Origin of the sequence: Hymenobacter sediminicola (assembly GCF_014250515.1) — a bacterium.
Lineage (GTDB): Bacteria > Bacteroidota > Bacteroidia > Cytophagales > Hymenobacteraceae > Hymenobacter > Hymenobacter sediminicola.
In genome coordinates, this window is record NZ_CP060202.1 from 2,496,061 (window position 1) to 2,517,341 (window position 21,281).

Annotated in this window: 22 protein-coding genes; 8 read left to right on the forward strand and 14 right to left on the reverse strand. The window is 59.1% G+C overall.

What is annotated here, in order from left to right:
* Positions 1 to 73 precede the first annotated feature (73 nt).
* Positions 74 to 1,531, forward strand: a complete 1,458-nt coding sequence (locus H4317_RS10595; RefSeq protein ID WP_185886472.1) for an APC family permease — start codon at positions 74 to 76, stop codon at positions 1,529 to 1,531.
* Positions 1,532 to 1,614: 83 nt separating this feature from the next.
* Here the strand turns inward: H4317_RS10595 and H4317_RS10600 are convergent, their stop codons facing one another.
* Both H4317_RS10600 and H4317_RS10605 read right to left on the reverse strand, forming a co-directional pair.
* Positions 1,615 to 2,319 carry a carboxypeptidase-like regulatory domain-containing protein gene (locus H4317_RS10600; protein ID WP_185886474.1) on the reverse strand — a complete coding sequence of 235 codons (705 nt, stop codon included), beginning with the start codon at positions 2,317 to 2,319 and terminating at the stop codon, positions 1,615 to 1,617.
* A 301-nt stretch (positions 2,320 to 2,620) separates the two neighbouring features.
* The gene (locus tag H4317_RS10605) at positions 2,621 to 3,034 is read right to left on the reverse strand and encodes a hypothetical protein (RefSeq protein WP_185886476.1); all 414 of its coding nucleotides are present in this window, start codon (positions 3,032 to 3,034) and stop codon (positions 2,621 to 2,623) included.
* Positions 3,035 to 3,354: 320 nt separating this feature from the next.
* Between H4317_RS10605 and H4317_RS10610 the strand changes: the two genes are divergently transcribed.
* From H4317_RS10610 to H4317_RS10620, 3 genes are all read left to right on the forward strand, one after another.
* Positions 3,355 to 4,650, forward strand: a complete 1,296-nt coding sequence (locus H4317_RS10610) for an NAD(P)/FAD-dependent oxidoreductase (protein ID WP_185886478.1) — start codon at positions 3,355 to 3,357, stop codon at positions 4,648 to 4,650.
* Positions 4,651 to 4,727: 77 nt separating this feature from the next.
* Positions 4,728 to 4,955: a hypothetical protein gene (locus tag H4317_RS10615; protein ID WP_185886480.1), complete on the forward strand. Its 228-nt coding sequence runs from the start codon at positions 4,728 to 4,730 to the stop codon at positions 4,953 to 4,955.
* 89 nt (positions 4,956 to 5,044) lie between these two features.
* Entirely contained in the window at positions 5,045 to 6,424 is a 1,380-nt protein-coding gene (locus H4317_RS10620; protein ID WP_221899152.1) for a 4Fe-4S binding protein, read from the forward strand.
* Between the two features lie 50 nt (positions 6,425 to 6,474).
* On the opposite strand, the gene H4317_RS10625 is transcribed toward H4317_RS10620, so the two are convergent.
* The 3 genes from H4317_RS10625 to H4317_RS10635 all read right to left on the reverse strand — a co-directional run bounded on the left by H4317_RS10625 (position 6,475) and on the right by H4317_RS10635 (position 9,132).
* Positions 6,475 to 7,341 carry a hypothetical protein gene (locus H4317_RS10625; protein WP_185886482.1) on the reverse strand — a complete coding sequence of 289 codons (867 nt, stop codon included), beginning with the start codon at positions 7,339 to 7,341 and terminating at the stop codon, positions 6,475 to 6,477.
* A gap of 83 nt (positions 7,342 to 7,424) precedes the next feature.
* Positions 7,425 to 8,417: an alpha/beta fold hydrolase gene (locus tag H4317_RS10630; protein ID WP_185886484.1), complete on the reverse strand. Its 993-nt coding sequence runs from the start codon at positions 8,415 to 8,417 to the stop codon at positions 7,425 to 7,427.
* 154 nt (positions 8,418 to 8,571) lie between these two features.
* On the reverse strand, positions 8,572 to 9,132 hold the full coding sequence (locus H4317_RS10635; RefSeq protein ID WP_185886486.1) for a hypothetical protein: 561 nt from the start codon (positions 9,130 to 9,132) through the stop codon (positions 8,572 to 8,574).
* 229 nt (positions 9,133 to 9,361) lie between these two features.
* On the opposite strand from H4317_RS10635, the gene H4317_RS10640 reads away from it, so the two are divergent.
* The 3 genes from H4317_RS10640 (at position 9,362) to H4317_RS10650 (ending at position 13,033) form a co-directional block, all read left to right on the forward strand.
* Positions 9,362 to 10,051, forward strand: a complete 690-nt coding sequence (locus H4317_RS10640; RefSeq protein ID WP_185886488.1) for a glycosyltransferase family 2 protein — start codon at positions 9,362 to 9,364, stop codon at positions 10,049 to 10,051.
* Positions 10,052 to 10,173: 122 nt separating this feature from the next.
* On the forward strand, positions 10,174 to 11,640 hold the full coding sequence (locus H4317_RS10645) for a cellulose synthase family protein (RefSeq protein ID WP_185886490.1): 1,467 nt from the start codon (positions 10,174 to 10,176) through the stop codon (positions 11,638 to 11,640).
* A gap of 10 nt (positions 11,641 to 11,650) precedes the next feature.
* Entirely contained in the window at positions 11,651 to 13,033 is a 1,383-nt protein-coding gene (locus H4317_RS10650) for an MptA/MptB family glycosyltransferase (protein WP_185886491.1), read from the forward strand.
* Here the strand turns inward: H4317_RS10650 and H4317_RS10655 are convergent.
* The 7 genes from H4317_RS10655 to H4317_RS10685 all read right to left on the reverse strand — a co-directional run bounded on the left by H4317_RS10655 (position 13,024) and on the right by H4317_RS10685 (position 17,945).
* Positions 13,024 to 13,956 (reverse strand): hypothetical protein, encoded by a 933-nt coding sequence (locus H4317_RS10655; protein WP_185886492.1) that lies wholly within the window; start codon positions 13,954 to 13,956, stop codon positions 13,024 to 13,026. The two genes, H4317_RS10650 and H4317_RS10655, sit on opposite strands and share 10 nt — an antisense overlap.
* Positions 13,957 to 14,015: 59 nt before the next feature.
* Positions 14,016 to 14,621: a TIGR04282 family arsenosugar biosynthesis glycosyltransferase gene (locus tag H4317_RS10660; protein WP_185886493.1), complete on the reverse strand. Its 606-nt coding sequence runs from the start codon at positions 14,619 to 14,621 to the stop codon at positions 14,016 to 14,018.
* Between the two features lie 121 nt (positions 14,622 to 14,742).
* Positions 14,743 to 15,249: a rhodanese-like domain-containing protein gene (locus H4317_RS10665; protein ID WP_260625626.1), complete on the reverse strand. Its 507-nt coding sequence runs from the start codon at positions 15,247 to 15,249 to the stop codon at positions 14,743 to 14,745.
* Between the two features lie 135 nt (positions 15,250 to 15,384).
* Positions 15,385 to 15,723, reverse strand: a complete 339-nt coding sequence (locus H4317_RS10670) for an arsenosugar biosynthesis-associated peroxidase-like protein (RefSeq protein ID WP_185886495.1) — start codon at positions 15,721 to 15,723, stop codon at positions 15,385 to 15,387.
* A 72-nt stretch (positions 15,724 to 15,795) separates the two neighbouring features.
* Entirely contained in the window at positions 15,796 to 16,347 is a 552-nt protein-coding gene (locus H4317_RS10675) for a heme NO-binding domain-containing protein (RefSeq protein ID WP_185886497.1), read from the reverse strand.
* 123 nt (positions 16,348 to 16,470) lie between these two features.
* Positions 16,471 to 17,379: an anti-sigma factor gene (locus H4317_RS10680; protein ID WP_185886499.1), complete on the reverse strand. Its 909-nt coding sequence runs from the start codon at positions 17,377 to 17,379 to the stop codon at positions 16,471 to 16,473.
* A 2-nt stretch (positions 17,380 to 17,381) separates the two neighbouring features.
* A complete protein-coding gene (locus tag H4317_RS10685) occupies positions 17,382 to 17,945 on the reverse strand; it encodes an RNA polymerase sigma factor (protein WP_260625627.1) in 564 nt (187 codons plus the stop codon).
* Between the two features lie 284 nt (positions 17,946 to 18,229).
* Between H4317_RS10685 and H4317_RS10690 the strand changes: the two genes are divergently transcribed.
* Positions 18,230 to 19,630, forward strand: coding sequence for an NAD-dependent succinate-semialdehyde dehydrogenase (locus H4317_RS10690; RefSeq protein WP_185886501.1), 1,401 nt, complete (start codon positions 18,230 to 18,232; stop codon positions 19,628 to 19,630).
* A gap of 172 nt (positions 19,631 to 19,802) precedes the next feature.
* Here H4317_RS10690 and H4317_RS10695 read toward each other — a convergent pair whose 3' ends face one another.
* The gene (locus H4317_RS10695; protein ID WP_185886503.1) at positions 19,803 to 20,570 is read right to left on the reverse strand and encodes a YdcF family protein; all 768 of its coding nucleotides are present in this window, start codon (positions 20,568 to 20,570) and stop codon (positions 19,803 to 19,805) included.
* 203 nt (positions 20,571 to 20,773) lie between these two features.
* A complete protein-coding gene (locus H4317_RS10700; protein WP_185886505.1) occupies positions 20,774 to 21,130 on the reverse strand; it encodes a thioredoxin family protein in 357 nt (118 codons plus the stop codon).
* Between the last annotated feature and the right edge of the window lie 151 nt (positions 21,131 to 21,281).

The window sequence follows — 21,281 nt, forward strand, 5'->3', positions numbered from 1 at the left end:
GATAAGGGTCACATCGTCTTCAACTCCATCAAACCCCTATCTTCCCGGCCTCAATCCTGTTTCCTCTCCTTTTATGTCCGAAAAGCAAGGCCATTTTCAGCGGGCCATCACGCTGTTTGACGCCATCATGATTGTAACCGGCAGCATGATTGGCTCCGGTATTTTTATTGTGTCGGCCGGTATTGCGCGGCAGGTTGGCTCGGCGGGCTGGCTGCTGGTCGTGTGGCTGATTACCGGGTTTATTACGCTGGCGGGCGCCGTGAGCTACGGCGAGCTGGCCGCCATGTTCCCGAAGGTGGGCGGACAGTACGTGTACCTGCGCGAGGCCTACAACAAGCTGGTGGCCTTCCTCTACGGCTGGTCGTTGTTTCTCGTGATTCAGACCGGTGTAATTGCGGCGGTGGCGGTGGCATTTGCACGCTTTGTGGGGGTGTTGGTGCCGTGGTTCTCGGAGGCCAACGTGCTGTTTGAAATCGGGCCGCTGAAGTTCTCCACCGTTATGCTGCTGGCCATCATCATGCTGGTGGGCCTCACGTGGGTGAACTCACGCGGGGTGCGCGGCGGCAAGCTGATTTCCAACATTTTCGGCAGCACCAAGCTGGTGGCGCTGGCGCTGCTCATTCTATTCGGGCTGGCCTTAGGCATCAACGACCAGGCCGTGAGCCTCAACTTCCATGATATGTGGAACGCCGTAAGCTACGATGCTGCCGGCCAGGGCACCCCGCTCACTACCTGGGGCCTGATCGGGGCCATCGGGCTGGCCATGACCGGCTCCCTGTTCAGCTCCGATGCCTGGAACAACATCGGCTTCTCCGGCGACGAAATCGTGCGGCCCGAGCGCACGATTGTACTTAGCATGGCCATCGGCACGGGTATCGTAACGGGGCTGTATCTGCTTATCAACCTGGTGTACCTGCTGGTACTGCCCATGCACGGCGACCCGGCCGCGGCCGCCACCGACATCATGAGCCGCGGCATCATGTACGCCGCCGATGAGCGGGTGGGCACGGCCGTAGCGGGTAGCATTCTGGGCAGCATCGGGGCGGGCCTGATGGCGGTCCTGATTATGATCAGCACGTTTGGAGCCAACAACAGCATTATCCTGAGCGGCGCCCGCGCCTACTATGCCATGGCCAAAGACGGCTTGTTCTTCCCCCGCATGGCTCGCCTCAATAAGTTTGGCGTACCGGGTGTGGCGCTGTGGGCGCAGTGCATCTGGGCCTGTGGGCTGTGCCTGTCGGGCTCCTATGGGCAGCTCCTGAACTACGTCATGTTCTCGGTGATTCTGTTCTATGTCATCACCATCATTGGCATTTTCATTCTGCGCCGCACCCGGCCCGACGCTCCCCGGCCCTACCGGGCCCTGGGCTATCCAGTCATTCCTATGCTCTACGTGGTGCTGGCTTCTGCTTTCTGCATTATCCTGCTCGTGTCGCCGGCCACGGCTCGCGACGCCGGCCTTGGGCTCGGGCTAGTAGCGTTAGGCGTACCGGTATATTTCCTGTTTGGCAAGCGCTTCGGCGGGCAATAGTAGCCTCCACAACGGTCCAAAAGAAAAGCCGCTCTGGATGTCCGGAGCGGCTTTTCTTTTGGAAATTCACTTCCTGACGACAACTACCGGCGCCGGCGTTTGCCGTTTTCGCTGGGCAGCAGCGTTACGTTAACGGGCTGTGAGCCACGGGTGCGGACCTCTTGGTCTTGGTAGCCACCGTAGCCATACACCAGCGCATTCTCGCCGGCCGGCACTTCAATGGAATAGTTGCCATTGGCATCGGTTCCAGTGCCCTTGCGCGAACCTTTTACCAGAACGGTAGCACCAGCCAATGGCCGGCCGTTCTCGTCCAGAATCCGGCCGGAAAGCGTCACATTAGCGGGGGCCGCAGCTGCTTCGGGCGCGGCGGCCGGAGCGGCGGCTTCCGATACAGGGGCGGCTTCAGTTGTCCCTACCGACTCGGTGGTCCGGGTAGCCAGATTGCCATCGATGGTAGTGCGGGTAACTGCTTTCTTGGTCTTATCGGTGGCAGGCTTGGTTGTTGCATCTTCGGTTACAGCAGCCACAGCAGCGGTAGCGGCCGGCTCATCGGCGGGGCGGGTGCCCGTCACGCTGGCTTCATCGAGCATAACGGACGGCATAACGTTGGTGATGACCCGCCGCCCGCCGGAGCCGGGCAAAAACATGTAGCCAACGATGGCCAGCAGCAGAATTGCCCCAACGATAATGGCCAAACGGCCGTTGCCGGAGGACAGAGAATCCTCTTCACTCAGCAGCGTGCCGGCTTCGTCGGTTTCGGGTTCAGGGAGAGTATATTTTGAGGGCATGCGAAAAAATAAAATGGTGGGAAAATGCTCAGAACAGCCCCTTCCTGAGCCCGTAGATTGCACAGTATTTCTGTGCAACCCCGGCCGGACTCAGCACGGGTCCCTAAAGATATATGATTAGTCCCATGCCATCCTAATAATGCTGCAGCCGACTTAATTTCATGACTGGCGGGACGCTGCCACGTGTTTCGGCTAAGACGGATGCTGCTGGGCAGCCAACCGCTTCGGCTTGCATTAGCATCAACAAAAAAGCCCCGTTCCTTGCGGAGCGGGGCCAGTTACATGCTGTGTTTCGGAGGGCTTAGTCCTGCACCGGTTTGGCCGGCCCGCTGGGCGAGTCTTCCCCAAACTTTTGCTCCCGGGTACGCAACTGGTGGTCCAGCTCAATGCTGCCTTCCGACTCAAAACCGGGCCCTTGTGCCTGCTCGCCGGCTGCGTGGTGCTCGTTGCCGCCTTGCGGCTCGGTTTCGCTGCCTCCAATGTGCAAGTTTTCAAGCTGGTCTTTCTGGTCGCTGCGTTGGGTATAGCCACCGGCGCCCTGGTTGCGGTGCGCCGAAGCATCATCGGCGCTCTTGCCGTTGCTTTGGTCAGCTTTGAATTCCTTTTCCTTTTCGAGCTGCTCATTGTGAGCAGCCGGTTTTCCTTCCGTTATTTTGCTGTTTTCCTTGTCTTTATCGTTAATGTCGTCTTTACCGAACAGGTTATCAAGCATCATGGCCGTGAGAATTTAGAGTGAAGCAGATTGCCGTTTTGCTTTACGCGCGGACTGGACCGAGGTTGTACCACGCTGCCCGGCTAATTGCATTCCGCTAACTCCGTTGCGCGCCCCTTCTGGCTAAGCCGGCAAACCGGCAGCCGAACCGTCCCCGTATGAGTAGAGTCGCCAACAGAAGGCATCATGCAGGAGCAGAAGTCAGCGGCTGGCAGTTGTTCGAGTGGTGATTGGGACGGCCGACCGGTGCAGCAGCAATTTCTTGCTCACCTTTGCGCTGGCTGTGCCTACTACCCTGGTCATTCCACCATATTTTCTTCTCAATGCATCTGGTTATCATCGGCAATGGCATTACGGGCGTCAGCTGTGCGCTGACGGTGCGCCGGCTGCAGCCCGAAGCCCGCATTACGCTCGTGTCAGACGAGACGCCGCACCACTACTCGCGCACGGCACTGATGTATGTGTACATGGGACACCTGCGCCCGCAGGATATCAAGCCATATGATGACTGGTTCTGGCCCGAAAACCGGCTGGAGCTGGTGTATACCACCGCTACCGCCCTCGACACCGACCGCAAAGCTCTTTCGCTGAGCAACGGCCAACACCTCTCCTACGACAAGCTACTGCTGGCTACGGGCTCCGTCAGCCGCACCTACGGCTGGCCCGGCCAGGAGCTTGTGGGCGTGCAGGGCCTGTATTCACTGCCCGACCTGGAGCAGATGCACCGCCACACGCACGGCATAGCGCGGGCCGTGGTAGTGGGTGGCGGCCTGATTGGGATTGAACTGGCCGAAATGCTGCATTCGCGTGGAATTGCCGTGACGGTGCTCGTGCGCGACGACCGGTACTGGGGCTCCGTGCTGCCAGCTGCCGAAGCGGCCCTGATAGACCAGCAACTCCGCGAGCATCATATTGATGTGCGCTACGGGACTGGGCTGGCGGAAATACTAGGTACTGATGGCCATGTACGGGCCGTGCGCACCAGCCACGGCGAGGAAATCGAGTGCCAATGGGTAGGACTGGCCACTGGCGTCACGCCCAATCTGGACCTGGCGGCCTCGTGCGCTACACTAGAAACCGACCGGGGCATTCTGGTAGACGATTACCTGCAAACCAGTGCCCCCGATGTGTACGCCGCCGGCGACTGTGCCCAGCATCGGCAACCGGCCGCCGGTGAAGTACCCATTGAGCAACTCTGGTATACGGGCCGCATGCAGGGCGCAACCGTGGCGCATACCCTTTGTGGGCTACCTACCCGCTACCGCCGCGGTCCGTGGTTCAACTCGGCCAAGTTCTTTCACCTCGAATACCAGACCTACGGCCGTGTGCCGGCTGAGCCGGAGCCGGGCGAATCCGCTTGTTACTGGCAGCACCCAAACGGGCGCCATGCATTGCGTATTACCTTCCGGCCAGCCCAAAACAATGCCGTAACGGGCGTAAATGCCATGGGCATACGGCAGCGCCACGAAGTATGGGAGGCGTGGCTGCGGGCCGAGACTCCGGTGCAGCAGGTGTTGGCCCAGCTCGGCAAAGCCAATTTCGACCCTGAGTTCTTCCGCCGCCACGAACCTGACATGTTACGCTCGTTTAAGCAGCAACTGGTGGCGGCTTATACGTAAGCCCAAAGTACAGCAGGGCAACAGGCCTCGCCTCTGCAGACTTCCTTTTCTCTTCTCAGTTATTCCGTAAAAGCGCCGTGGATTTCTCTAAACTTTACCGCCCGAGTGCCCTCAACAGCTTTCAATTCATTGCCGTGACGGGCCTGATTATGAGTGCCGGTGCCCACCTGATTCTGCATTTCTTCGCCGACCGCACGCTGCCGGGCTACAACTGGCTTTACGTCTGCTGGGCGGCGCTGTATGTGATAGGCTCACTGCTGAACCTGTTCGGCAAGCCCGACCAAGGCCACCATCACCATCATTAGGAGCACCTTTCGCATTCCTATTTTCGTCCGTTGCTGCCGCTGAATGACGCGCAGAAAAAGCAGTATCGGTCCGTTGTTGTTGCTTCTCCATGGCCTTCTCCCCCGACCTCACCCTGACCCGCCCACCGGTACCCGACACCTCGGCCACTGAGAAAACTCTGCTCACAGCTATGGGGCTGGGCTTGCTGGCGTTACTGACCGTAGCCTTCGATGCTGATGCCGACCGGGCGCGCCTAAGCTTCTGGGTGGGCCTGCTACTGCTGAGTGGCGGCACGCTGGGCTGGGCCTGGTACAAGTTCGGGCGCACGCCGGCCGGCGTGCAGCACGACAACCTGTGGCTACGCAGCAGCACCAGCCGGGGCGCCGTGGCTTGGCTGACAGCCGTGGTACTTACCGGCTTCTACGTGGTGCTCTACTGGTTCAGCAACAACGATGGCCAAGGTAATTTTGGGCCGCTCAACCAGCTGGTGCACGCCCTCGACCCAGCCAGCCAAGCCCTGCGCCAGCGCCCCTCCGACCAGTGGTTTCTCTACGGCACGTTCTACACGCTGGCAATACTGGTGATGGGCGGCCGGGCGCTGTGGAAGTACCGCCACTCGCCGTATCAGCGCATCCGCACGGTGTCAGTAATGTTCTTTCAGCTGGGATTTGCGTTCCTGCTGCCGGGCCTGCTGTTGGCGTTTCAGAAGCCCGAATACTACTTCTCCTACTTCTGGCCACTTAAGTACGACTATCTGTTTCCTGGCACCGTGAGCTACCTGCTCAAGGATGGCGGCCCGGCCTTGGGCGTGTTCATGGTGTTTTGGGGCGCGGTAATGTCGTTTGTGGCTACACCGGTGCTCACCTACTTTTTCGGGAAGCGCTGGTACTGCTCGTGGGTGTGCGGTTGCGGCGGCCTGGCCGAAACCGCTGGTGACCCGTACCGCCACCTCTCCGACAAAAGCCGCACCGCATGGCGCTGGGAAGTGCGCATCATCTACCCCATCCTGGCGTTTATCGTGCTGCTCACGGCACTGCTGTGGCTGGGTGCTTCGGGCGCGGTGCCGGCGCTGCAGCCCATCACCGAGCCACTGTCTAAGTTCTACGGGTTTGCTATTGGGTCAGTGTTTTCGGGCGTGATTGGGGTGGGCTTCTACCCGCTGATGGGCAGCCGGGTGTGGTGCCGCTTCGGGTGCCCAATGGCGGCATATCTGGGGCTGCTACAGAAGCATTTCTCACGGTTCCGCATCAGCACCAACGGCGGCCAGTGCATCTCGTGCGGCAACTGCTCCAACGTCTGCGAAATGGGCATTGATGTAAAGCAGTACGCCCAGCGTGGTGAACCCATCATCCGGGCTTCGTGCGTGGGGTGCGGCCTTTGCTCCACAGCTTGCCCGCGCGGCGTGCTCAACCTCGAAAACGGTCCGCGTGAAGGCCGCTACCAAGGCAGCCAGTTGATTCATGCGGATTCACTGCGGATTTTAAGCTAGCCCAACAAGACTCGATACAGGCAGCATAAACACCTGATTTCTTGAAGAAACTATTGTTTGAAATCGAGCACACCTTTAGGCTTTAGCCACGGCGTGAGCGTAGCGTAGCTGAACAGATAGTCAGTTTCGGGCTGTAGCGCCTCGATGACGTGTGGGAAGCCGAAATCGTAGTAAAGCGTGAGGCCGAAGGACGTAAGAGCGAAGTCGTAGAAACGCGGGTCGTCGCCTTCGAGCTGGACCGTTAGAGTGCTGTCGTTCCAGTGCAGCCGACGCTTCACTTCAGCCAGCAGCGGGGCATCCAGCTGCGCATACTCGGTGGGCAGTTTGCTGATGTGGTCGGCCACACGTCGGTTGATGGACTCCTGCCAGCGCTGGCGCAGCGCTAGGGTGTCAGCCAGCAGGTCGCGCACTTCCAACAGTCGGCCTGTCCGTAGCTCAAATGTGGCGTGCCGCGCCACCGACGAAACGTAGGCCCCCAGGAAGTCGGAGGTAAGCTCTATGGAGAGCAAGCCGTGGTCGTTGTAGAGCACCTCGTAGCGGGCACCCACAAAGCCTTTCTGCTCGTGGGCGGCGTACTCGGCCTGCGCCTGCTGCAGGCCAGTAAGCGCCGTGAGAGGCTGAGGCACGGCCTGTAGGTCTTCGCCTAGGGCCGCATCCACTAGTTCGGCATTGATACGAGCTGCTGCCGCCGCATCCGATAGTTGCACCTGTGGCACCACGAAGCGTCCATCCAGCGTATCGCCTACACTCAGTATAGTCGCCTGGCTGACAACCGGAACTGCAGCTTTTGCCTTAGCCGTTTTAGTACGGGCCGCCCGGCGGGTAGCCGGTTTGCCGGGAGCCGGACGTTGCGCGTGCACGGTAGTAAAACTCAGAAGAAGAACCGGCAGCAGCCAGCGCAGGCAAATGGCGCGCATAAAGAACAGTCAAAAAACGCCCGCAACTTACGGCTCAGTTTCTATTCGCCCGTCTGCAAGGGGGCAACAGGCTGGCCTTACTCCTACTGTAGGAAGGCCAGCAGCGCCTTCCGGAACTCAGTTGGGGCCTCCAAATGCGGAATGTGGCCTACACCCGCCAACGGCACCAGCTTCGCGCCTTTGATTTGGGCCGCGGTGCGGCGGCCCAGTTCCGGATACTGCCCCATAGCAGCCAACACTTTGGGGTCTTTGATGAGGCCTTTGCCCACCACCGTGCGGTCGTCCTGCCCGATGATAAGCAGCGTAGGCACCTGCACCCGGCTAAACTCGTAGCTCACGGGTTGCTGATAAATCATGTCGAAGGTGAGGGCATTGGCGCGGGCTACTTTCGCGAAATCGGGGTGGCGGGTCTGGGCAGCTAGTGGCAGCAACCATTCGTCGTGGGTCTTGGGGTAGCCGTGCGGGTAGTAGGTGGCGTGGTATTTTCGGATGCTTTCCTCAGTGCTTTTGCGCTCCGTAGCCTCGGCTTGGTCTACGCTCTGAAACGGCACGCCCACACGGTAGTCTTCCAGCCCAATCGGGTTTTCCAGCACCAGCTTCTCCGTGGCGTCCGGATATTGTAGCGCGAAGCGAGTGGCCAGCATGCCGCCCATGCTATGGCCCACGATAACGGCCTTTTTCACGCCCAGCGTATCGAGCAGGTGCTTAGTGTTGCGGGCCAGCTGGTGGAAGGAATAGTGCAGATCCGGCTTGTCGGATTTGCCGAAGCCAATCTGGTCGGGCACCACCACCCGGAAACCGGCCGCCGTCAGGGCCTTGATAGTTTCGCGCCAGTAGGCCCCAAAGAAGTTCTTGCCGTGCAGCAGCACTACCGTGCGGCCATTGGCTTTGGCAGTGGCCGGCACGTCCATGTACGCCATGCGCAGCGTCTGGCTTTCCAGCTTCAGGGGCAGCTGCCGCACCGGAAACGGGTATTCGTAGCCGTCGAGGGTGGCATTGAGCGAAGTAGGCGCGGTTTGAGCCAAACTGGTGCGAACCAGCAGCAGGGTTAGTAGCAGCAGAAATAAGCGGGGCATACGACAAGCATTGATGACCCGACCAATACGCGAAATATGGCAGCTGTAGCTATATACCAAGAGCAGTTGTATTGCTTCCGGCGCACCTTTGAGGCTGCCCTCAGAACGCAGGCATACTTTCTTCCCAGATAAAAAATGGAGCCCTGGGCCCTAATCAGCCGCCGTTACCAGCCGTATTCTGCTTCAGCAGCAACTCAATGGTGCGGGTGTCCTCGTCGCTCCAAACCACTGTCCGCACCTCCTCAAGGCCCAGCACTGTGTGGCCGTCGGCTTCACCATATTGAGTATACACCTCTACCAGCAGCTCATCCTCTGTCAGACGCACGACATAGCCGTAAATGTCATGCTCGCCATGCGTTTCAAGCAGCACCAGTTGTCGCGCTTCCTGCGCCCGCTGCAACAGCAGCGGTATTGTCAGATACTGAGCATCAAGTCCATCAGGGGCGGCAGGCAAGCTATACACGGTTTCTGGGTTGTGTTCCTTGAACTCAATCAGCCGCATATACTTATCATCGAAATGCACCTTCGACACCGAGTCGAGGCTGATAGTGCGCACGCCGGTAAGCAGGCCCTGCCGCGTGATGGAGCGGAGCAACAATATCTCGGGATTGAAGCTGAGCACATAGCCCAAAAACATTGTACTGCCCGACTGCAGCGCCACAATGCGCCGGCTGCGCTGGGCCCGCTGCAGCATATCCGTCAATAATGCTCCCATAATTCGTCTAGTGAATACCCCAAAGATAGGTTTTACGCCAGTTGCCTGCATCACCAAGGCCGGCTCCGATGTAGCTACTTTTCCTGACAGAGGAAGCCAGCATTGGGGTGCACTCAGAAAACAGCAACAAGTACTCGCCCTTCATCGGCAACCCGGCGCAACTGTGCATCTTTGTGGTTTGTAGTATTTCTCTGCCCTCCAACGTGGGCGGCTGCGTGCCGCTCCTGCCATGCTGATTGACGTAATTATTCCTGCTTTCAACGAGGAGCAGTCCATTGCCAAAGTGCTGGCCGAAATTCCGGCCGGCCTAGTGCGCGAAGTCATTGTGGTGGATAATAATTCCACGGACCGTACCGGCAACGTAGCGCGGGCAGCCGGCGCCACGGTGCTGCGCGAAACCCGCCCCGGCTACGGGCACGCCTGCCTGGCCGGCATGGCGCACAGCTTCGCCCGGCCCGCCGCCGAACAGGCCGACATCATCGTGTTTCTGGATGGCGACCATTCTGACTATCCTGAGGAAATGCCGCTGCTGCTGGCCCCCATTCTGCGCGGCGAGGCCGATATGGTAATTGGCTCCCGGGCTCTGGGCCAGCGCGAAGCCGGCTCCATGATGCCCCAGCAAATCTTTGGCAACTGGCTGGCCACTTCCCTGCTACGGCGCCTCTACGGCGCGCACTTCACCGACCTAGGTCCGTTCCGGGCAATCCGCCGGGAAGCCCTGCAACGTATTGGCATGGCCGACACCACGTACGGCTGGACGGTGGAAATGCAGCTTAAGGCCGCCAAGCTGCAGCTGCGCAATACAGAAGTGCCGGTGCGTTACCGCCGCCGCATCGGGACCAGCAAGGTTTCGGGCACGGTGCGCGGTACGCTGGGCGCGGGCTACAAGATTCTCTGGACCATCTTTCGCTATCTGTAGCTTGGCTGTGAATGGGAGTCAATGGCCCGCCCTGCCGCTTAACTTCGTCTGATTATCCCGCGGCCTTACCTCAAATCCACTCCCACTTCTTCCGGCTGTCCGGCATCTTCTTACGCACCTGAATGCTCTTTCTCGAAATCACGCTGCTGGCACTATATGGGCTGTGTCTGACATTCGTGCTGGGCTTCAGCCTGACGCAGTTTCAGCTGACGCGGCTGGCCCGGCTGGCCTACCGGCGCGGTCTGCCGCCCGAGCCTGCGTCGCCCGCCATCTGGCCCCGCGTGACGGTGCAGATGCCACTCTACAACGAAGTATTTGTAGCTGAACGTCTGATTGATGCCTGCGCCTCTTTCAACTATCCCATCAACCTACTGCACCTGCAGGTACTGGACGATTCGACCGACGAAACCGTAGCTTTGGTGGCGGCCCGCGTGGCACACTACCAGGCCTTGGGTCTGCGCATCGAACAGGTGCGCCGGCCCGACCGGCAGGGCTACAAAGCTGGGGCGCTGCGCTACGGACTGGAGCAGACGGATGGGGAGCTGATTGCCATTTTTGACGCCGACTTTGTGCCGGAGCCGGACTTTCTGCTGCGCACGGTGCCGTATTTTCAGGAGGCCGGACTGGGCGTGGTACAGACGCGCTGGGGCCATTTGAACGAGGAGTATTCGCTGCTGACTGAACTACAGGCCTTCGGTCTGAACGCGCACTTTCATGTGGAGCAGGTGGGGCGCACGGCGGGCGGGCACTTCATCAATTTCAACGGGACGGGTGGCGTGTGGCGGCGCACCTGCATCGAGGACGCCGGCGGCTGGCATACCGACACCCTAACCGAAGACCTGGACCTGAGTTACCGCGCCCAGTTGCGGGGCTGGCGCTTCCATTACCTGCCGCACGTGGTGGCCCCCGCCGAGCTACCCGCTACCCTCGATGCCCTGAAGTCGCAGCAGTTCCGCTGGACCAAGGGCGCGGCCGAAACCGCCCGCAAGCACCTGCGCAACGTGCTGCGCTCCTCCGAAACCCTGGCCACCAAGCTGCACGCTACGTTCCATCTGCTCAACAGCACGGTGTTCGTGGCCATTCTGCTGATGGCGCTGGTGAGTGTGCCGCTGGTGTTTGTGCGCGCCGACCTGCCGGAGCTGAAGCCGCTACTACGGGTAGCCTCGGTGTTTCTGCTGGCTTTCGTACCGCTCATCTACTACTACTTCACGGCTTGGCGGCTCGACAAGCCGACGGCGCCGGTGTGGCGCTTTGTGCCGCAGTTTCTGCTGTTTCTGTCGGTTTCGATGGGGCTGACGCTGCACAACGCACGGGCCGTGCTGCTGGGCTACAGCGGGCAGCAGTCCGCTTTTATCCGGACACCCAAGCTGGGGCTGGTGCGGCGCCAGGGCCGTTGGCAGGGCCGCCGCTACCGCACCGGCGACCTGCTCGATGGCCTCACGCTCACCGAAGGCCTGCTCGCGCTGTACTTCGCCTTTGGCATCGGAGCCGGCCTGTATTTCGGCGACTGGGGCCTGATTCCCTTCCACCTGATGCTGACCGTGGGCTACGGCTTGATTTTCATGTATTCAGTCCGGCACCGGAAATAAACTACCCGCTTTGCCTCAACTCACCGCCACTTTCCGGATTGCGCCCCTGCTGGCTTTGCTGCTGTCGGGAGCAGCATATGTAGGGCTGGCGTATGCTACTCCCCGGGCGGAGTTCGGGCAGCTGGTCGGGTTATTTGGGGTAGCGTTCGGGCTGTACTGGTTTCTGCTGAAAACGAAGCTGCCGCTACGCACAGGGCTGCTGGCAGCGCTGCTGCTGCGGCTGCTGTGGCTGCCGGCCCTGCCGGCCTTCTCCGACGACTACCACCGCTTCCACTTGGACGGGCTGTTGGTGGCTTCGGGCGTCAACCCGTTTCAGCACCGGCCCGATGAGCTGGTGGCAGTTGCGGAAGTATCCCCCGGTACTACAGCCGCAATCTGGCAACTTGCGCCTTACAGTCAGCAGTTGGAAACGCTGTATCCGAAGCTCAACTCTCCGCACTACTACTCGGTGTATCCGCCGGTGTGCCAAGTTGTATTTGGGCTGGCTTCGTGGCTGTTCCCAGCCAGTGAGCGGGGCGCAGTGCTGCTCATGCGACTGGTGCTGCTGCTGGCTGAAGCCGCAACGGCCGGACTACTGCTGGCGCTGCTGCGCCGGTTTGGGCTGCCGCTGGAGCGCGCCCTGTGGTACCTGCTCAACCCGCTGGTTATCGTGGAGCTGACCGGCAATCTACACTTTGAAGCAATGGTAGTAGGGTTTCTGCTGCTGGCGCTATGGCTGCTGGTGCGCCAGCAGTGGCGTTGGGCTGCCGGGGCGTTGGGCCTGGCCATCGGGACGAAGCTGCTGCCCCTGCTGGTGCTGCCCCTGCTGGCCCGGCGGCTTGGCTGGCGGCGTTTTCTAGCTTTTTCGGTGCTTACGGGTCTGACAGTTGTGTTGCTGTTCCTACCGTTCGTGTCTACGGAGTTGGTGCGCAACATCGGGCGCAGCCTGGACCTGTATTTCCGGAGCTTCGAGTTCAATGCCAGCCTCTACTACATAGCGCGGGCCGTCGGCTACTGGCTTACGGGCTATAACCAGATTGCCCGCATTGGCCCAGCATTAGCCCTGGCTATTGTAATCCTCATTGGCGGGTTGACTCTGCGCGAAAAGCACCCGGTTTGGGCTTCCTTGCCTCGTGCGCTACTCTTGCTGCTCACAGGGTACTACCTGCTGGCTACCGTGGTGCACCCGTGGTATCTGACGCCGCTGGTAGCGCTGAGTATGTTCACCAGCTACCGCTACATGCTGGTGTGGTCGGGACTGGTGGTGCTGTCGTATGCTGCTTACCAGAGTACAGCCTACACCGAAAACCCACGGCTGCTGATGCTGGAATATATTGGCCTGCTCGCTGCGTTTCTCTGGGACTGGCGCCGCGGTGCCACAGCTATTGTTGTTGCTGAGGCGCCTCAGAGCTGAGCCTGCGCAGTATCTGGCGCTGCACGGTTCCAGTAGGCATAGCGGCTGAGCTTGTGCAGACGTAGGTTGCGCCCATCCCAGGTAGCCTGCCGAAGCAGCACATTGGGGTATTTCCGCGCAAACCAATAGGTGCTTTCCTTACCTTCAGCCAAGCGTACGCGCACTTGCCAGGCTGCCTCCTGTGTGTCGGCGGCGGAAGCGGGACTAACGCTTATTTCGGCCTCATAAATAGTAGGGGCCGCCGCTTTGCTGGTCTGCTGCAGCTCACAGATGCTGGCCTTAAAAGTCAGATTATCACCGAAGCGTAGGCTGCGCAACGTGTATGGCAGTGCATCTTCAAACAGAATGTCGCGGCGGAGCTTGCGCTGGCCGGCCCCCTGCCCATCCCAGTAGGAGTTGTAGGTCTCTACGTACTGCAGCCCATCATCCAGAAAAGCCTTGAACGTGTTGCCACACCATTCCTGCGACGAGGTGGTGAGCTTCGCCAAGCTGGTTGGGCTTTCGCGCCGGAAAAACAGGGACGTCAGGAAATGATACGGGTATTGCTCAGTGGGAATCCGGCAAAACTGGTTCACTTTCATCACTGGAAACAGGTCCGTCCGCTGGTAGTCGTCGGTCTTGACCTGATACTGTTGGTTGAATTCTTCTTTCACGGTCAACTGCACGTACTCAAAGCGGCGCACCCGGTCGTAGATTACCCGTTCAGCATCATACACAGCTACTTCTGCTAGTCCGTCTTCCCACAGCTTATCCATGGCCCATTGCGGGTTGAATTGTGGTGCCAGACGGCGAAGAGCAACAGGGGGCGCGGCAGGCAGCGTAGACAGGTCCGGGCGTGCCTGTTCAGAACCTTGGGTTGAGCACGCAGTCAGTTGCATGGCCAGACAGCATCCCAGCAGGAGGCTTTCAACGGTGGAAGGCATGGTGAAAGGTCGGATGTGGCCCCCAATAATACGCCGAAACTCTTCAGCCTCCCGACAAATTACCTTTCCGTTGCCGAGCGCCAAGCGGCCAAATCCGTGGCATCGTCTATGTCGCGCAGTACGGGCAGTTGCTTGATCCGTAGTCCAAGCCGGTCGGCATCATCCAGTGTGTGCGCCAAAACGGAGTCAGTACTCCAGCTTTTATTCAAAAATAGATCCATATATAATTCTCTCATGCCCAGCAGGTAATACCCTCCATCCTCAGCCGGCCCTACAACTACTTCATGGGTATCGAATGCCGCATACGCTTCCTGCAACAACGCCTCCGTAATGCCCGGACAGTCAGTACCGATGATGACGGCGGCGGCGGCGCTATTGGAAAAAGCATGAGAAAAAGCCATCTGCATTTTGGTGCCCAGGTCGCCGGGAAATTGCACCAGCTGCTCGTAGCCGATCCACTGGTCGGGCATAGTCAGAGGCCCAGTAGGCGGCTCCGCCAGCCACACAGTTTTGTGTACTCCCAGGTGTTCGGTAACAGCCCAGGTGTGTGCCAGCAACTCTCGGTACACAGCCAGCGCTGCTTCCGGGCCAATACCAGCCGCCAGCCTGGTTTTCACGCGGCCTAGTTCCGGATGCCGGGCAAAAATGAGCAAATGAGGTGTCATCGGGTTATCGGCTTATACTCCCCATAAACGTTTTCGGAAGGCTACCGGAGGTACTCGCAGGCAGTTTTTCATTGCTAACATGCTACAGCAACTCACTTTCTGGCAGAAGTTGTAGCACTGGCTATTGATATACTTTTCTTCCTTTGGTCAGCCAGGTACTCCACAGCGCAGAATACGGATGCACATCCTGCGTAGAACCATCTTCATTGTAAACCGGGCGACCTTCATTCACCCACTGAAAAATCCCCCCGTACAGGTTGCGTACATCCCGGAAGCCCAGTGCTTTCAGCCGCTCCCCTACCCGCTCGCTCCGGTAGCCGACCGAACAATACACGACTACGGTCCGGTCCCGGGGCAACTCCGCAAATGCAGCCTGCTCAAATGTGCTGAAATCGACGAAGCGTGCTCCCTGCAGGTGGCTGACGCGGTACTCGGCCGGCGTGCGGGTGTCGAGGAGCAGCACAGATGCGGGGTTGCTGTGTAACGTGGCAGCCAGCTGCGTTGGCTGCACGAGTGGCACCGTGCCCCGGTACAGAGTCCGGAGCAGTTGTGCATACGCCGGACTCGGGCGACCATCGTCGGCGGAACGACCGCAGGCACTTAGCGCCAGCAGCCAAAAAGCGGACAATGCCAGCCCGAGTCGTTTAAAAAAAGCAGGTGTATTCACTTTAATCCCAATAGCAGAAGCAGTTGGCGGGTTTTGCGGAAGGCATGCAACTGTGCTCTTCACACTTGCGCCAATACCGCCTACCTGCCGCACACACTACATCGACAGTTCCTTGGCCTTGTTCATCATTTGGACACCATGTACCAGCACGGCACCTCCTTTTATGGCAGCCGCCACGTGCACAGCCTCCATCATCTGGGCTTCGTCGGCGCCTTTCTGCAACGAATCGGTGGTATAGGCATCAATGCAGTAAGGGCACTGCACGGCATGAGCCACAGCCAGCGCAATCAGCGCCTTTTCGCGTTCCGAGAGGGCGCCTTCCTTGAACACTTCGCCGTAGTAAGAGAAGAATTTATTGCCCATCTCCGCCTGCCATTCCGTGATGTTCCCAAATTTGGCTAGGTCGGCGGGGTTGTAGTAAGTTGACTTTTCCATGTGGTACAGAAGCTGTGCGCCAGACTGCTGGCGCAGTAGATGCAGTTGTAAAAAACGTAAGGATGCAGACTGTTATTCGGCGGCAGTCAAGCGTCGCACCCGGATATATACCCGCTGGCCGTCTTCGCTGGTTTCGGGGTCTATAGCTATCCGGTCGGCTTCGTCGTAGTAGGCGGCCACACCGCGCACAATGCCTACTGCCAAGGCTCCCATCCGCCGCTCCGATACATACTTGATTTCCAGTTCATCCTCGGAAAGACGGGTGACCTCCAGTACGGGCGGCGTGTTTTCGGCGTGCTCCTGCCGAACCTTCCGATGCATCGTATTCTCTGTGTGCTCCAGCATATCGAGCGTAGTCCACTCGGGCTGCAACAGCTTCTGATACATATACATCAGGTCGGGCACGAGATACTCGCCAAACTTCTCCTGTAGCTCGCTGGCCGGGATGCCCGCCATTTCGGACGCCTTCCCAACCAGCGCGTACATCTGCTCATCGGGGTAGACGCTTTTGTGGTCGAAATCCGCAGCGCTGAGGCCAACGGATTCGGTCAGCCGAACCCAGGTACTGTGGTCGTACTGCGTCTGGACGTAGCGCTTGAGCAACGTAAAAATTGTTCCGTGCACGGGCTCAATGAAGGAAAAAGTAAATACTTCTCACTAGTTACTACCAATTCGCCGGAAACAGCCCAACAAAAAAAGGAGCGGGAAGAAGCTTAGTTCTCCCCGCTCCTCTCACGTAGCAGTAGGCTAGAGCATTTTGCCCAGCACGGTCATCGTAGAAAGTGTAGGCGAAGCACTGCCGCCTGCATCTTCTACTGTCATGGCAAAAGCCTGGGCGCTGGTGATGTCCTTCATCTGCTGCAGACTGTCGCCGGCGGCAGTAGTGGCGGCCAGAACGCCAGCATCCACGGGCTTGCCATTGTCGAGCGCCCAGAGCTGATACTGCTTGCCAGCCGGTGGAGCCGGCAGGCTATGCACATCTACATACACGGCCTTGGTGGCAGGGTTGTAAAGAACCCGCGCTTTAGCCGAAGGGGCAGCCGGCGTACCAGCCAGCGTCACGCTCTGAAACTGTACATCACGCAGCACCGCCAGCTCTCTGCCTTGGCTGCTGAGCTGTTTCTGAGAAGCCTGCTGCGCGGCCGCGAAGCGTGCTTGGTCATTTTGGGCTGCAAACAACTCTGACTCAGTATTCTGCCAGCGGTTGTATAGTATGTAGTTACCAGCCAAGCTGAGCAGCAACGCCACGGAGGCCGCCATCAACCAGCCAAACCCACGACGAGGTGCCTCCTCATACGAAGGCGTTTCCGGCGCGCTGCTGATAGGGCGCACTACTGGCTCTGCGGCTGGAGCAGCTGCTTGCGGCGCAACGTATGGAGTTTCTGCTGCCGGCGCAACCGGGGCTGCTGCCACAGGCTGCTCGCCCCGGATAGCTTGTTGCCAGCCAGCAAGCACCCGCTCCCGCATTCCCGAAGGAGGCCTAAGAGAATGCGCTTCGGCATAGGTATCAAGGCCGCTAACTATGGAGTTCAGTTCGTGTCGGATTTCGGGATAAGTGGCGGCTATACGCTCCACTTCCGCCCGGTCCGCTTCCGGAAGCACGCCCAAAGCGTATTCTTCCAGGATTCCGGATTCGATATATTGCTGAATATCCACGGCTATCGAATCAGTTTGGAAAGTACTTTGATAGCCGCCCGGGCACGGGTTTTCACTGTACCAAGGGGCAAGTTCAATTCGTCGGCCACCTCACTTTGCGTGTAGCCTCCGAAATACAGCATATCAACGACCTGCTGCTGGTCAAGGGAAAGTTTCTTGGTCATTTCCTGCAGGCCGATGTGCTCGGGCCGGAACGTGGGCGATGCGGGCTCACGTACTGCGGCGCTGTCCTCAAGCGGCTGGGTACGAGTACCTACGCGGTACTGTCTGGAGCGGATTCTGTCGATGGCTAAATTCCGACACACATTCATCACCCACGTAAATAGCCGGCCTTTGCTGGCATCGTAGGAAGAAAACGAGTTCCAAATTTTGACCATGCCCTCCTGGAGCACGTCTTCGGCCTCTTCTTCTTTCTTGACGATGCGCATGATGACGCCGTAAAGCGCCGCCGAGTACCGGTCGTAGAAAAGGGTCATGGCTGCCTCGTCCCGGTCGCGCAGACGCTGCACCAGCAGGTCTTCTCCATCGGACACAGGGGGCATTGCTTCGGGGGGGGGTATGGTCACGGGCAATGGGATATGGTACGGGTGAGCACTGGTACAGAACCCGCCGACAAACGAAAGTACACTACGTGAGCAATTGTTCGCTCTCCCCCAACATTAAATTCCGCTTAAATCGGTGGTCTGGTTCGTAACCTGTCTGCTACGGTTGCGTTTTGCTCTAAGTTGCACCCAAGGATGAATAGAGCGAGCCAGCTCCTACGCTGCTTGCTAGTCCTGCTCACCTGCCACAACGAAAGGCACTTACCCATCTACCGTCGCGCTCTGCGGCTCACTGCTTTACTGCTCGTATGCCTATAGAATCCGTCAACCCCTACACTGGCCGCGTCGAGCGCCGCTTCCGGGCCTTCTCCTGGACTAAAACTGAACAGATTTTGAGCCAAAGCCACCGGGCGGCGGCTACGTGGCGCACCACCTCCTTTAAGGAACGCACCCGCCTCATGCACCGTGCCGCCGAGTTGCTGCGTGAGCGGCAGGATGAGCTAGCTCGCCTGATGGCCTTGGAGATGGGGAAGCCCATAGTCGATGGCCGTGCTGAAGCCGTAAAATGCGCCCTCTGCTGCGACTACTACGCCGACCACGCCGAGGAATTTCTGGCCGACGACGAAATCAAAACCGACGCCCGGCGCAGCTTCATCAGCCATGAGCCCATTGGAGTGGTGCTGGCCGTAATGCCCTGGAACTTCCCGTTTTGGCAGGTAGTACGCTTCGCGGCTCCGGCCCTGATGGCGGGCAATGTAGGGCTGCTCAAGCACGCCTCCAACGTACCCCAGTGTGCCTTAGCGCTGGAGAAGATTTTCCATGACGCCGGCTTCCCGACTGCCACGTTCCGGACGCTGCTCATCGGTTCGGAAATGGTAGAGCAACTCATTGCCGACGACCGGGTGCGGGCCGTGACGTTGACCGGCTCAGAGCCAGCTGGGGCGCAGGTGGCTGCCACGGCCGGCCGCTACATTAAGAAGACTGTGCTGGAACTGGGTGGCTCCGATGCATTCATTGTGCTGGCTGACGCCGACCTGGAAGTAGCGGCCAAAACCGCCGCGCAGGCCCGCATGATTAATGCCGGGCAGAGCTGTATTGCGGCCAAACGATTCATCGTGGAGAAACCAGTGTTGCGCGAGTTCATTTCGAAGATGAAAACGCACCTGCTGGCTTACCGCCCCGGCGACCCGCTTTCGGAGGATACGCAGTATGGTCCCCTCGCCCGCCCCGACCTAGCCGACGAGCTGACTGAACAGGTGACTGATTCGGTGGCGCAGGGTGCCAAAGTGGAACTGCACGGCGGCCAGAGCAAGCCTGGTACCGCTCTATTTCGGCCTATGATTCTGAGTAACATCAAGCCCGGCCAACGGGCCTACTCCGAGGAGCTATTCGGGCCTGTAGCCTTGATTTTGGAAGCCAAAGACGCCGACGATGCCGTACGCCTCGCCAATGATTCCCGCTTCGGGCTGGGCGGCTCCGTGTGGACGCGTGATGTGCAGCGCGGCGAGGAACTGGCGCGCCGTGTGGAGGCTGGGGCCGTGTTCGTAAACAGCATGGTGAAGTCGTCGCCGGAAATGCCGTTTGGGGGCGTCAAGAAGTCGGGTTACGGACGGGAACTGTCGTACTTGGGTATTCGGGAGTTCGTGAATCAGAAATCCATCTGGATAGCCAAGGACGAGAAGCCGGCCCCGAAGAAGAAGGTGGAGTAACAGAATTGTGGGTTGGTGGATTGGCTGTTTCGGCTGTCATCCTGAGCTTGCGAAGGACCTGTTCGGGCTAAAACGACTTACTCCCTGGCATTTTGGGCTGATATTGGAAGATCCTTCGCCAAGCTCAGGATGCCAGTCTTACACTTATCTACTAACCCGCCACTCCCCACTCCTACAGATACCCCAGCACCTTATACACTGCGTACCCGCTGATTTCGTGCAGAAGCAGGCTCCAGCGGTCCAGTGCATCGGAGGAAGGCACCAGCCAATAGTCGGGGCTGGCTGCACGGTTGGAGCTAAAGAAGCCGGCCGGAAAGGGCTGCGGCTGCAGGCCCACCCGGGCGAAGCACCCCAGAGCGCGGCGCTGGTGAAAAGCGGAAGTCACCAACAGTAACGTATCCAATTCGGGGCGGGCCTGCACGATACGTTGCGTGAACAGAGCGTTTTCGCGGGTGTTGCGGCTCTTGTCTTCCCGAATAAGTACCGAATCGGGGACGCCAGCCAGATGGAGTAGCGTAATAAGATCCTCCGCTTCGGTGTGCGCTTTCCGAAACACTGCTCCCGAGCCACCCGACACCAGAATATAGCGCACCCGCCCAGCCCGCCACAGCCACAGCGCATTCGTCAGCCGGTCGGCTCCATCGTGCAGATACACCCGGTCGTGCGGCGACTTACCTGTATTGGTGATGCCGGTAAGCAGTATGGCTGCGTCGGCATGGCGCGGCAGCTCACGCAGGCCCACTGGCGGTAACTCCCACGCCAATAGCGCCTCGTTTACCAGTGCGTTGTTGGTGCCCAGCACCAGCAGCACCAGTGTGACCAGCAGCAACCGGCGCTGCCGGCCCGGACGGCGCGTGAGCAAAGCGGCTACCAAGAGCACCAGTAGCCATACAACCGGCAGCAACAGAAAGTCGAGGACCTTGGAAAGCAGGAAAAACACCAAAAAACAGAGTTAGGGTATGCTGGCGGCCAACCAGCCAGCAAGGCAAGTACGGCGCGCAAGTTCAAAAAAAAGCCCGCCTTCCGCAGCATAGCCACGCAAAACGGGTTTTTGGCTGTTACCTTTTGCCAGCCAGCAGCAGCTAATCAGCTGCTATGCTCCAGAACCGAATGGCCCGAGACACTGCTACAGATACGTCCGGCTTAGGAGCTTACCGGCATATACTCCCGCAGCCGCCGCAGCATGTCCAGCACATCGGCTTCCGTAGTCAGCATATCACATTCCAGTAGCCGGCCCTGGCAATACGACACAAAGAAAGGCGCCACCTTTTCCTGCATAATCTTCTTAGCCACGGGGTTTTCATCTGAATCCAGGCGCACGAACAGGATAGGTTTGAACTCTTCCTCATCGGCAAACTTGACGAAAGGCGGCGCAAGCAGCTCGCATATTTCGCAATTGGTGGAGGTGAACTTGGCAAACACTTTCATGTGCTCATGCGTGAGCTGGCGAAGCTCGTCGTCATACACATCACGCACCTGCTGGCGGTCAGCAACTTTCATACACTAGAAGAAGAAAATGGGCGTAGTTGCCGCTTGAAACTGCAGGCCCTAACCCTCCAATATACACAGGATGGATGGCACTGCTGGCAACGCAGACAAAAAAGCCTGCCTAGGAATTCCACTCCCGGCAGGCTTTTCTACTATTGTTGCT